This is a genomic window from Paracoccus sp. (in: a-proteobacteria), from assembly GCF_030538755.1.
Taxonomy (GTDB): domain Bacteria; phylum Pseudomonadota; class Alphaproteobacteria; order Rhodobacterales; family Rhodobacteraceae; genus Paracoccus.
Window position 1 is genome coordinate 22576 of sequence record NZ_JAUNTJ010000002.1, and the last position, 13220, is coordinate 35795.

A 13220-nucleotide genomic window follows, 5' to 3' on the forward strand; every position below is an offset into this window, starting at 1 on the left:
ATGGAACGCATCATCGGCACTGGGCGGTATCAGGGGTTCAGATTGCCGGGCTGGCTGGCCGCAATCGCGCTGCTGTTCGTGATGATGTCGGGTTTTATCGCGCATTCCGTCTGGCTGGGCCTGTGGGGCGTCACCAATGATCTGACCGGGCTGGACCCGTTCTGGTCGGAAAACCAGCCGGTCGTGACGGCGATCATGTATTGGCACATGATTACCGGCGGCCTGCTGACGATCATCGCGCCCTTGCAGCTGGTCGCGGCGATCCGGCGCAGATCGCCCGCCGCGCATCGGTGGGCGGGGCGGGTGATGGTGGTGATCGGGATGTTCACGGCTTTCGGCGGTATCGTCTATGCGCTGCTGCGCGGCACTACGGGCGGGGTGATGATGGATGCCTCGTCCACGCTGTATGGGGTGATGATGCTGACGGCGGCGGTGCAGACCTATCGGCTGGGCCGGGCGCGTCGCTGGGCGCTGCATCGGCGGTGGGGGTGGCGGTTCACCGTGCTGGTGATCGCGTCGTGGCTGTATCGGATGCACTATGTCATCTGGGACCGGCTGACCGGCGGGCTGTGGACCACGCCCGGGATGACCGGCGCCTTCGACCGTTTCCAGGCATGGGGCTTTTTCCTCGGCTATGCCGCGCTGCTGGAGCTGTGGTTCTGGCAGCAGGACCGGGCGCGCGGGCGTCAGAGGGCCTGAACCGGCACCGACAGCCTGCGGATCGTTGTCAGCAAGGCGGCAAAGGCCGGGGCGTCCAGCATATGTCTGCCGGGCAGCGGGTGCAGATATGCCATGCCGGTGGTAAACCGCGCCCAATCCTGCACACTGTCGTCGCCGACCAGCGGATCATCGGCGGCGACAAAGACATGGACCGGGCAGGGCAGGCGGAAATCGCCGTCGTCCCGATGCCGGGCGCACAGCCCGAAATCATGGCGCAGCGCCGGTTCGAACAGGTCGCGCAACTCGGGGTCGGCAAGGATCGCGTCGGGCGTGCCGCCAAGGCGCGCGATCTCGGCCCAGAAACCGGCGCTGTCCAGCGCCAGCAGGCCTGCGGTTTCCTGGTGCAGCCTGTCCGGGGCCGAGGCGCCCAGCAGAAACAGCGCCTGTGGTGCCGGGCGGCCCATCCGCATCAGGCGGCGTGCCAGCAGATAGGCCACGGTGCCGCCCATGGAATAGCCGAACACCGCATAGCTGGCGGGCAGGGTCGGCGCGACGGCCAGCGCGATCCGATCGGCCAGACGCGGCAGATCGGGGGCGGGCGGGTCGCGGAACAGCGTCTCTCGTCCGGGGATCTGTGGCGCGCAGATGCCGGGGTCGTCACGTTGCCACGGGCGAAAGATCGACGGTCCCGCTCCGGCGGGCGGCAGGCAGATCAGCATCAGAATTCAACCATGATTTCGTCGGGGGCAAGGGCGCGGAGGCCGTCCAGATGCGCAGCCAGATCGGCCAGCACCGGGTGGTCGAAGACGGCGCGCACGCCGATCTCTACCCCCAGATCGCGGCGCAGGCGCGAAGCGACGCGCGCAGCCAGCAGGGAATGTCCGCCGATGGCAAAGAAATTGTCGTTGGCCATGGGCTGCGGCGATTTCAGAACCTCGGCCCAGATGGCGGCGAGGGCCAGCTCGGTGGGGCCGCTGACCGCGCGCGCGGGTTTCAGGTCCGGGGTGGCGGTGCGCGGCGGCTCGGCCCGGTTCAGCGGCCCGGTCAGCGACAGGATCGGCGTGTCGGGCGATGCCGTGATCCGGTCCAGCGTCGCGGAAAAGCGGTTCAGGAAATCAGCCAGCCCGGTGTCAGGGATCACGCTGCGATCATGCCGCAGGATAAGCTTCATCCCGGCGCTGGCCGGGGCGACCAGCAGGGTCAGCGGAAAATGTGTCCATTCGTCGAACTCGATCCGGTCAAGACGGATGTCGCCCGCGTCCTTGCCTGCCGTGACGGGGTAATTTTCGACGACCAGCAGGCAGTCGAACAGCGTGCCCATGTTGCCCTGAATCTGACGCAGGGCGACATGTTCATGGGCAATGGTCGCGGCCTGCTGCGCTTGCAGATCGCGCAGCCAGGCGACCACCCCCTGCGCCGGGTCCAGCCGGATGCGCACCGGCAGCGCGTTCAGGAACAGGCCCACCATGTCCATCGCGCCGGGCAGGCTGGCCGGGCGTCCCGCCGTGGCCGCCCCGAACAGCACATCCGTTCGGCCAAGACGCTGCGCCAGCACCAGCCCCAGCACCCCTTGCAGCAGCGTGTTCAGCGTAACCCCGCGCGCGGCGCAGAAATCGGTCACGCGGGATGCCAGACCGGCGGGGAAGGGCCATTCCTGCCGGGCGAAATCCGGTCGTGTGCCCGCCTCGCCAAAGGCGATGCTGGCGCCCGGCGTGCCGGCCAGATAGTCGCGCCAGAACGCTGCGGAGACGTCGCGATCCTGCCGCTTGAGCCAGCGGATGAACTCGGCATAGGGGCGCGGCGGCGGCAGGGGCGCGCCGTGATAGATCGCCATTACATCTTCCAGCATCCGGGCCTGCGACCAGCCGTCCAGAATGATGTGATGATGGCACAGGACCAGCACATTGCGGTCATCGGCCACCCGCGCAAGGGTCAGACGCATCAGCGGCGGGCGGCGCAGGTCAAAGGGCTGCGCGCGGTTTTCCGCGAAAAGCCGCGCCAGTGCCGCATCGGCGTCCTGCCCGCGCCAGTCAAGATCCGTCCAGGGCAGCGGCAGGTGCCGATAGACGACCTGAAACGGCTCGTCCCGTTCTTCCCAGTGAATGCTGCTGCGCAGGGCAGAGTGGCGCGCCAGCACCTGTTCCCATGCCTCGCGCAGGCGCGCGGGGTCGATCCGCCCCGACAGGTGAAACGCGATCTGCGGCATATAGACGCCCGATGCCCCCGGCGCCATCAGGCTGTGAAACAGGATGCCTTCCTGCAACGGCGCCAGCGGATAGATGTTTTCGATATTTCGCCGGCGGGCGGCATCGTCGTCTTGGGTCATCACAGGCTCCGCAGCAGATCTTCGAGGTCGTCATCGCCCAGATCCATGTCCGGGAAATCGGCGGGGGTCAGGCCGGCATCATCGCCGGTCAGGCAATGCGCGGTCAGACTGGCAAGATGGCGCTGGAACGCCTCGGCCAGCGGGGTGATCGCGGTCCCCGCATGATGGTGCCAGCCGATGCGCAGGCCGTCGGGGGTCGCCAGCACATTCACCTCCAGCGCGGTGTCGCGGGGGTTCTGCGGGCCGCGCACGGGACCGGCGCTTTCCGCAGCGGGGGACAGCAGACCGCCGTCCAGTGCCCCCGCGACCCGGCCGAGATAGTTGAAGCGCAGGCCAGCGGGCACGTCGGGCACCATGCCCGCCGCCCGCAGTACGCCATGGCCCACGCCATCGTCGGGCACCCGGCGCAGGCTGTCCTTGACCATGCGCAGGGTCGCCTCGAAGGTGGCGTCGGGCGTTGTCAGATGCACCGGATAGATCGCCGTCAGCCAGCCGACCGTGCGCGTCAGGTCCAGATCCGGCGACAGATCGGGGCGGCCGTGGCTTTCCATCTGCACCGTCAGGCCGGGGGCGCCGGTCCAGTCGCGCATCGCCAGATACAGGGCCGAGACCAACAGCTCTTGTGTCGTGACGGGATAGGCGGCGGGTGCGTCGTCCAGCACCTGCCGCGACAGGTCCGGGCCGATCAACTGATCGTGGCGGGCGGCCTGACCTTCGGTGCCTGCGTCGGGTTGCGGTTGCGCGGGGATCGCCGCCCAATAGTCACGCTGGGCCGCGATGGCGGGCGCGGCGGCCAGCCAGCTGGCCCACGCGCCCGCACTGGCCCCGCGCGGCGGTGTGTCCGGCGTCTGGCCCAGGGTCAGCGCCGCAAGGATCGTTTGCAGATCGTCCAGCAGAATGCGCCACGAGACGCCATCGACCAGCAGGTGATGCGCCGCGACGGCCAGCCGCTGTCCGTCCGCTGTCTCGACCAGCGCCGCACCCCACAGCGGGCCATGTTCCAGATCGAACCCGGCCTGCATCCGCGCGGCGATCCTGGTCACATCGCCGGTTTCCTGCACCAGCAGGATTGGCAGGCCCGGCGCGGCGTAATCCTGCTGCCAGCCATCGGCCCCGCGCGTAAAGCGGGCGCGCAAGGCGTCGTGCCAGTCGGACAAGGTGGCCAGCGCCTGCTGCACCAGCCCCGGCTCCAGCGGGCGCGCGGGCGTCAGCACCATTGCCTGATTCCAGTGCGCGGGCTGCGGCAGGTCGCGGTTCAGCAGCCATGCCTGCGCCGCCGTCAGCGGCTGGGGGCCGACAACCGGTTCCCGCCCCCCCTCTGCGATGCCGCGTTCGGCGGCCATGCCCGCCAGCGCGGCAAGGGTTGCGTATTGGAACATATCGCGCGGCGACAGCGCCATCCCCGCCGCCCGAGCCTGCGCGACCACCTGAATGGCAAGGATCGAATCGCCGCCGATGGCGAAGAAATTATCCTGCCTCGTGATGCCATCATGCCCCAGCACACGGGTCCAGATCGCGGCCAGATCGGCCTCGGCCCCCGGTTGCGGTGCGTCGCCCTGCGTCGGTGCGACCGCCAGATCGGGTGCGGGCAGGGCACCCCGGTCCAGCTTGCCATTGGGCAGGCGCGGCAGGTTGTCCAGCAGGACAAAGCGCGCGGGCACCAGATGCGCGGGCAGGCGCTGCGCCAGTTGTGCGGTCAGATCGCCCGCGCGGGCCGCGCCTTCGACCCATGCCGTCAGCAGGGCGTTGCCGTCGCCGTCGCGCCAGATATCGACGGCGGCTGCGGTGATGCCGGGGATCAGGGTCAGGGCGGATTCGACCTCTCCGGGTTCGACGCGAAAGCCACGCAGCTTGACCTGCCGGTCGCCCCGGCCCAGATAGTCGAGCGTTCCGTCCGGTGCCCAACGCACCCGGTCGCCGGTGCGATAGGCGGGCTGGCCGTCCAGTGCGGCAAAGCGTTCCGCCGTCAGTTCGGGACGGTTCCAATAGCCCAGTGCGACGCCCGCGCCGGTCAGATACAGTTCTCCGGGCATTCCGGGGGGGACGGGCTGGCCGTGATCGTCCCGCACATGCGCCTGCGTGCCGGTGAGCGGTCGCCCGATGTTAAAGCCGCCGGCGCGCGGCAGGATCATGCCGGTGGAATAGGTCGTGTCCTCGGACGGGCCATAGAGGTTCCAGACCTGCGCCACCCCCGGCAGCCCGTAAAGGCGCGCGGCAAGGGCGGGGGGCAGCACCTCACCGGCAAGGCAGACGGTCCCGACATTGGCGGGCAGATCGCCCAACCGCAGCAACTCGGCCATCGGCGTGGGCACCGTATTCACCAGCGTCACCCGATCCGCATAGGGCGCGTCCGGCAGCGCGAACAGATCGTCGGCCATCAGCACCGTGCCGCCCAGCGACAGCGTGGCGAAGATCTCGAAAACCGACAGGTCGAAACAGATCGAGGTCGAGGCCAGCACCCCCGCCATCTGATCCGCCGTGAACGCGCCCCCGGCCCATGCCACCAGCGCGGCGGCGTTGCGATGCGCGATCACCACGCCCTTGGGGTTGCCGGTCGAGCCTGAGGTATAGATCAGATAGGCCGGATCGTCCGGCTGGCCGGCGATCGGGGCGGGCTGCGCCGGGGCGACGTCCGGCAGCTGGTCAAGGATCATCGCAAGCTGCGCGTCAGCCGCGATATAGGCAATGCGTTCGGCCGGATAGCGCGGGTCCAGCGGCACATAAGCCGCGCCGGTTTTCAGCACCGCCAGCAGCGCCACGACCAAATCCACATTGCGCGGCAGGGCGATTCCCACGCGGTCCCCGCGTCCGACACCCCGCGATTGCAGATGCGCGGCCAGGGCATCGCTGCGCCGGTCCAGATCGGCATAGGTCAGCGCATGATCGGCGTCGCGCAGGGCCGGGGCGTCGGGGGTCCGGGCGGCCTGAGCCGCAAACAGCGCGTGCAGGGTCTGCGCCCCCCCTTGCGCCCGCCCCGAGTCGTTCCACACCGCGATCTGCGCCCGCTGATCGGGGTCGATCAAGGACAGCCGTGCCGTCGCCAGATCGGGCGAGGCCACCACGGCAGCGATCAGCGACTGGAACGCGCGGGCCATGTTTTCCGCGGTCTCGGGGCGAAAGAGATCGCGGCGATATTCCAGCCGGACCGCGAATTCGTCGCCCCGGTCCAGAATGCCCAGGGTCACGTCCAGCTTGGCGGTCGTGCTTTCGATGGGCACCGCCTGCCAATCCCCGGCCTCGGCCTGATCCGCGCGGGTTTTCCACGAAAACAGCGTCTGGAACACCGGATTGTGGCTCAGCGTGCGTTCGGGTTCCAGCGCGTCCACGATGCGCTCGAATGGGGCGTCCTGATGGGTCAGGCCCTCGATCACCCGGTCACGGCAGGCGGCCAGCAGCGCGCCAAAACCCGCTGCATCGCCCGCCGGCAGACGCCATGCCAGCGTGTTGACGAACATGCCCGCCACGCCTTCCAGGTCGGGGTGTGGGCGGGCGGTGGCAGGGGTGCCGATCACGACCTCGGCCGCGCCGGTATAGCGGCCCAGCAGGGCGGCATAGGCCGACAGCATCGCCATATAGGGCGTGGCGCCCGCGCGCGCGGCCAGATCGCGCAGCCCCTGCGCCGCCGCGCCGGTCACGCTGAAATCGACGCTGCCGCCCGCAAAGCCCTGTCGGGCGGGGCGCGGAAAATCGGTCGGCAGGTCCAGCAGCGGCGGCGCATCGCGCAGGCGATCCACCCAATAGCGGACGTGCCGGTCCATATCCTGCCCGCGCTGCCATGCCGCGAAATCGACGTATTGGACGGGCAGGGGCGCGGGCCGGTGGTCGGGCGCGGTTTCCAGCGCCTGATAGGCCGCCCGCAGATCGCGCAGCACCAGTTCCAGCGACAGGGCATCGCCGATGATATGGTGCATGACCAGCAGCAGCACATGATCCGCGCCATCCGCAAACAGGCTTAGCCGCGCCAGCGGGCCGCGTGCCAGATCGAAGGGCTGCGCCGCCGCCTCGCGCAGGATGTCGGGCAGCGCCGTCGCCCCCGCTGTCGCTGGCATATCGAAGGGGGGAGTGTCGCCCAGAACCACGCGCGGCGTGCCGGTCTCGCCCGGATAGGCGCTGCGCAGCACGTCATGGCGCTGGCAGATCAGTTCCCACGCGCGGGCCAGCCGTTCGGTCTGAACCGGACCCGCGATCCGCACGGCGGCGGGCAGGTTATAGGCCGACTGGCCAGGGTCCAGCGCCGCCAGCGTCCATTGCCGCGACTGCGCATAGGACAGGGGGCGGGGGGCACCATCGGGCAGGCGCGGGATCGGCGCGGCGGTCCCTTGGGCGATCAGGTCGTTGGCGTCCAGTGCGGCGGCAAAATCGGAAAGGCGCGGGTTTTCAAACAGAAGGCGCAGCGACACGGCGCGGGCTCCTTTGTGCGGCAGGCGGGCGATCATGCGCATGGCCAGCAGGGAATGCCCGCCAAGGGCAAAGAAATCCGCATCCCGGTCAGGCGCAGAGAGCGACATCAGGTCTTGCCACAGGCGGGCGATGATCGCTTCGGTGGGCGTCCGGGGGGCGCTGATGCTGACCCCGCGCGCGGCAGGCGCGGGCAGGCGGGCGCGGTCCACCTTGCCGTTGGCGTTCAACGGAAAGGCGTCCAGCACGACAAAGGCCGCGGGCATCATGTAGCCGGGCAGGGTCTGCACCAGACGGGCGCGCAGGCGCGGTTCCAGATCAGAAGAGGGCTGGCTGCGCAGATAGGCGACCAGCGCCGCCTGATCGCCATCGCCATGCAGCGTCACCACGGCCTGTTCAACGGCAGGATCGGCGGTCAGCTGGGCTTCGATCTCGGCCAGTTCGATGCGGAAACCGCGCAGTTTCACCTGAAAATCCAGACGGCCCAGATAGATCAGCGTGCCATCGGCCAGCCGCTTTGCCCGGTCGCCCGTGCGATACAGGCGTTCGCCCCGCACCGTCACAAAGCGTTCTGCCGTCAGGTCGGGGCGGTCCAGATAGCCGGGCGACAGGCCCAGCCCCCCGATATGCAGTTCCCCCGCAACGCCCTTCGGGCACAATTGCCCGCCCGCGTCCAGCACATGCAGCGCGGTGTTCGCGACTGGCTGGCCCAGCGCGATCAGGTCGGGATCGGTGATCTGTGCGCAGGCCGACCAGATCGTCGTTTCGGTCGGGCCGTAAAGGTTCCAGACCGCTGCCCCCGTCGCCAGCAGATCGCGGGCAAGCGCGGGGTCCAGCGCCTCGCCCCCCGACAGGGCGCGGAACCCGTCCGGCGCGCGCCAGCCTTCGTCGGTCAACAGCCGCCATGTCGCGGGCGTCGCCTGCATCAGCGTCACCCCGTGGCGCGCGATCAACGCGGCCAGCGCGTGGCCGTCGATCACGTCGTGACTGTCCGCCAGCACCAGCGTGCCGCCGGTCAGCAGCGGCAGGAACAGTTCCAGCGCGGCGATGTCGAAGGCGGGCGTGGTGACGGCCAGCAGCGTGTCGGTTTCAGACATGCCGGGGCGCTGCGCCATGCTGGTCAGCAGGTTCACAAGGCTGGCCTGCCGGATGGGGACGCCCTTGGGTCGTCCGGTCGTGCCGCTGGTAAAGATGACATAGGCCAGATCTTCGGGGGCGACATGGCGCGTCAGCGGCGGGGCGTCCATGACCGCGCCCGGGTCGACGACGGGGCAGGGCGCATCGACGGGGGGTGGACCCGCGCTCAGCATCAGCGCCGGTTGCGCATCGTCAAGGATCATCTGCAACCGTGCGGGCGGATGGGTCGGGTCCAGCGGGACATAGGGCGCGCCCAGCTTCAGCGCCGCCAGCAGCGCCACCACCAGATCGGGGCCGCGCGGCAGGCAGATGGCGATCCGCGCGCCCTGCGGCACCTGTGCCGCCAGATGCCGCGCCAGACGGTCGGCGGCGGCATCCAGTTCCGCATGGGTCATCTGCATCTGGCCCGCGATCAGCGCCACGCCATCGCCGCGCCGCGCCGCAGTGGCGGCAAGCAGTTGCGCCAGATCGGCATCGGGCACCGGCGCGGCACTGTCGTTCAGCCGGGCCAGCCGCGCGGCGTCCGCCTCTGTCACCAGCGCGATAGCTGCCAGAGGCGCGCCCGGATCGGCGCTGGCCTTGTCCAGAATCCGCACGAAATCCTGCGCCATCCGCGCTGCCGTGTCGGCATCGAACAGTGCTGTCGCGTATTCCAGAACGCCGGTGAGCTGATCGCCCCGGAACAGATCCAGCGTCAGATCAAAGCGCGCGTTCTGCCCCTCCAGCGGCAGGGCGCTGACCGTCAGCCCGCCAAAGCCCAGTTCGGCGGGCTGCTTTTCATGCAGGTTGAACATCGACTGAAAGATCGGCGTGTGGGCCGTGCTGCGACCCGTGGCGACAGCATCGACGACCTGCTCGAACGGCAGCTCCTGATGCGCCATCGCGCCGGTCACGGTGCCGCGCATTCGCGCCAGCAGGCTGTCGAAACTGTCATCGGGCGCAACCTCGCACCGCAGCGCCAGCGTGTTGACGAAATAACCGACCAGCCCCTGCAATTCCGCCCGGTCGCGATTCGACACCGTGGTGCCGATGCAGATGTCCGTGCTGCCGGAATAACGCGCGTGCAGCGCGTGAAAGCCCGCCAGCAGCACCTGAAAGGGCGTCATCCCCCGGTCGCGGGCCAGCGCGTCCAACCGCTGCGCAACCGGCTGGGGCACCGCGAACCTGTGCCGCGCACCGGCGAAATCCTGCCGCGCGGGACGCGGCCGGTCGGTCGGCAGGTCCAGCAGCCCAGCCAGGCCAGACAGGGTGCCGCGCCAGTAATCGGTCTGGGCCTGAACCTGTGCAAGACGGCCGCGTTGCGTCAGCGCATAATCGGAATACTGCACCGTCAGCGGCGGCAGGGTCGCCGATTGCCCGTCATAATGCGCGGCCAGTTCCGCGATCATGATCTGCAAAGAGCGATAGTCGGCGATGATATGATGCGCGGCAAAGGCAAGAATATGGTCCTCTGGCCCCTGAAGGATCAGGCCGCAGCGGACCAGCGGCCCGGTCGCCAGATCAAAGGGCTGCGCAGCGAATTCGGCCAGCGCCTTGTCGGGGTCGCCATGCAGTTGCTGCACCGCAAGCGGGGTTGCCGGGTCGATCAGTTGCAGGGGCGATCCGTCCCGGTCCACGATGCGGGTTCGCAGCGCGCCATGGCGGGCGCGGATACGGTCCAGCGCGGCGGACAGGCGGTCCAGATCCAGGGGTCCCGTCAGGCGCAGCGCGGCGGTGATGGTATAAACCGACTGGCCCGGCTGCATCTGGTCGATGAACCACAGCCGCTGCTGCGCAAGGCTGAGCGGTGCCTGCGCGGTGTCGCCCGCACGGGCCGCGGCCTTCAGCCGTTGTGCCAGCAATGCACGTTTTGCTGCCGGGTCGAGGGTGGCAAGGTCGATCTGCGTCAACGGGCGGGTTCCTCTGTCATCTGGGCCAGCAGCGCCTCGACCTCGGCGTCCGAGAGGCCCGCCGTGGGGTCCTGGTCCTGCGGCGCGGCTGTGCTGGCGGAAAGGATCAGCGCCGCCTGACTGCGCGGCGTCAGCGCCTGAAACAGCGCGCCAAGGGGCAGGTCCACCGCGAATTCATCCTTCAGCCGGATCAGCAGCCGCATCGCCAGCAACGAATGGCCGCCAAGGGCGAAAAAGTCGTCGGTCGCGCCGATGCCCTTTCGGTCCAGCATGTCGCACCAGATGGCGATGATGCGGGCCTCGGTGTCGTTCGCGGGCGGTTCGGCAGGGGCGGTTTCGACGGTGATCTGGGCCAGCGCGCGCCGGTCGATCTTGCCATTGGGCATCCGGGGCAGCACATCCATCACATTCCAGCGCTGCGGCACCAGATGCGCAGGCAGCAGCCCGGCCAGATGCGCACGCAGGATTTCGGCCGTGACGATCATGCCCGGTGGCGGGGCGACATGCGCAACCAACTGGCGGTCGGAATCGCCCGGTTCGCCCGTGGCCAGCACGATTGCCTCGGCCACGTCGGGGCGGGCTTCCAGCGTGGCCTCGATCTCCCCGGTCTCGATGCGCATTCCGCGCAGTTTCACCTGTCCGTCGATGCGGCCAAGGATGTCGATCCGCCCGTCCGCCCGCCATCGCGCGCGGTCGCCGCTGCGATACATCCGCCCCGGAGCGTAAGGATCGGCGATGAATTTTTCCGCCGTCAGGTCGGGCCGGTTCAGATAGCCCCGCGCCAGACCCGCGCCGGCAAGGCAGATCTCGCCCGCCGCACCGCGTGGCAGCAGGTTGCCGTGCCGGTCGAGGATATGAAGCCGCGTCCCCGGAAACGGTCGTCCGATGGGCATGGGCCGTTCGGGTTCATCCTGAACCGGATTGCCAGCGTCATAGATCGCGTCTTCGGTCGGGCCATAGAGGTTGTTGATGGTCCGCAGTTGCGGGAATTGCCGCAGCCGATCCAGCAGCGCGGGCGGAAAGAACTCTCCCGCAAGGTTCACGGCCCGCACGCTGGCGGGCAGATCGCCGTTTTTCACCAGTTCGCGCAGCAGGCTGGGCACGGTGTTCAGCATGGTCACGCCCGCATCATGCAGCGCGGGCAGGTCCAGCAGCGTCTGCGCCAGCACGATCCGGCCGCCATTGCCGAGAGTCGCAAAGATTTCGAACAGCGACAGATCAAAGCTGACCGAGGTTCCGAACAGCACCCCCGCCAGATCATCGGCACCGAAGGTCTGCCCGGCCCATGCCACGCGCGACAGGATATTGCGATGTTCAAGCGCGACACCCTTGGGCTGCCCGGTCGAGCCAGAGGTATAGATGATAACCGCCAACCCGTCCGGCGTGCCTCGTGGGTGGTCGGGGCGGGGTGCGGGCGGCAGGGCGGTCACGTCCAGCGTCTCTGCCGCAAAGGTCACGGTGCCATCGGTCAGCACCAGTTCCGCGCCGGAATCCTGCGCCATAAAGCCGATGCGCGCGGGCGGATAGGCCGGGTCCAGCGGCACATAGGCGCATTCGGCCTTCAGCGTGCCAAGGATCGCGGCAATCAGCGCGGGCGTGCGCCCCATGCAGATGCCGACCCGCGTTTCCGGTGGCATATCGCGCTGGATCAGCGCCGCCGCGACCGCATTCGCCATCGCGTCCAGTTCGCCGTAGGTCACGGATTGCCCATCATGCCAGATCGCCGCCGCATCGGGATCACGGTTCACCTGCACCTGGAACGCGGTGTGGAGTGTGGCGGCATGGGGCGGCAGCTCTGGTCCCTGCGCCAGCGCCAGCAGATCGTCGCGTTCGGTATCCGACAGCATCGGCAGATCGGCGATAGGGCGATCCGGTTGGGCCAACATCAGCGCCAGCAGGCGCTGGTAATGTGCCGACATGGCTGCGATGGTGTCGGGGCGATACAGATCGGCACGGTATTCGACGCGCCCGGCGATGCGGTCGCCGTGATCTTCCAGATTAAAGCGCAGTTCGTATTTTGCGGTCTGTTCCTGATAGGGAAACCGCTGCAAACGGATGCCGTGGACGGCATCGGGCAGGCGCTCGGCCTGTTGCAGGTCGAACTTGGCACGAAACAGCGGGATCGCCTCGCCCGCCCGGCGTTCGGGGTTCAGCGCCTCGACCACCTGATCCAGCGGCACGTCCTGATGGGCGAAGGCATCGCGCAAAACGGATTCCATGCGGGTCAGCGCATCGGCGAAAGAGGCACCCGACAGATCGCTGCGAAGCGTCAGCGTATTGACCAGCGGGCCGATCATGCCCTGCGTTTCCGGGCGGTCGCGGTTCGACACGTCGCTGCCCACCACCACATCATCCGTATCGCAATAGCGCGACAGCAGCGCGCTGAACGCCGTCAGCATCAGCGTGAACAGGCTGACGCCACGGCGCGCGGCCATGTCGCGGGCGGACCCTGCCAGATCGGCGGGCAGATCGAAGGGCAGAAAGCCGCCCGGCATCGCGGTCCCCGGAACGGGGCGGAAATCGCGCGGCAGGTCCAGCGCAGGCGCGTCGCACAACCGCTGCCGCCAGTAATCCAGCTGGCGTCGCTCTACCTGATCCGCCTGCGCGTGCTGCCACAGCGCGAAATCGGGCATGTGCAGCGCGACCAGCGCCAGCGGGCTGTCCTGACCCCGGCTGGCGGCGTCATACAGCACCGCCAGATCGCGCACCATGATGCCCAGCGACCAGCGGTCGGCAACGATGTGATGCAGCCCGATGGCCAGAACATGATCGTCCGGCGCCAGCCGCAGCAGGGCTGCGCGCAGAGGAAC

The 13220-nt window shown here is 68.8% G+C and carries 5 protein-coding genes (1 of these 5 running past the window's edge); 1 reads left to right on the forward strand and 4 read right to left on the reverse strand.

What is annotated here, in order from left to right; translation table 11 throughout:
- Window positions 1–699 (forward strand): DUF2306 domain-containing protein, encoded by a 699-nt coding sequence (locus Q4G14_RS01360; RefSeq protein ID WP_303359925.1) that lies wholly within the window; start codon window positions 1–3, stop codon window positions 697–699.
- Here the strand turns inward: Q4G14_RS01360 and Q4G14_RS01365 are convergent.
- The 4 genes in view from Q4G14_RS01365 to Q4G14_RS01380 are tightly spaced (each overlapping or abutting the next) and all read right to left on the reverse strand, a layout consistent with a single transcriptional unit that may run on beyond the window.
- Complete coding sequence (locus Q4G14_RS01365; RefSeq protein ID WP_303359926.1) at window positions 687–1379, reverse strand: thioesterase II family protein; 693 nt, start codon at window positions 1377–1379, stop codon at window positions 687–689. The genes Q4G14_RS01360 and Q4G14_RS01365 overlap by 13 nt on opposite strands.
- Window positions 1379–2986: a condensation domain-containing protein gene (locus tag Q4G14_RS01370; protein WP_303359927.1), complete on the reverse strand. Its 1608-nt coding sequence runs from the start codon at window positions 2984–2986 to the stop codon at window positions 1379–1381. Before Q4G14_RS01370 ends, Q4G14_RS01365 begins: the two co-directional genes overlap by 1 nt.
- The gene (locus Q4G14_RS01375; protein WP_303359928.1) at window positions 2986–10410 is read right to left on the reverse strand and encodes a non-ribosomal peptide synthetase; all 7425 of its coding nucleotides are present in this window, start codon (window positions 10408–10410) and stop codon (window positions 2986–2988) included. The genes Q4G14_RS01370 and Q4G14_RS01375 overlap by 1 nt, the downstream gene beginning before the upstream one ends.
- Window positions 10407–13220, reverse strand: the 3' portion of a protein-coding gene (locus tag Q4G14_RS01380) for an amino acid adenylation domain-containing protein (protein ID WP_303359929.1). Its footprint extends 432 nt past the window's final position; the window shows 2814 of its 3246 coding nt (coding positions 433–3246); the start codon falls outside the window, past its right edge; the stop codon is at window positions 10407–10409. The genes Q4G14_RS01375 and Q4G14_RS01380 overlap by 4 nt, the downstream gene beginning before the upstream one ends.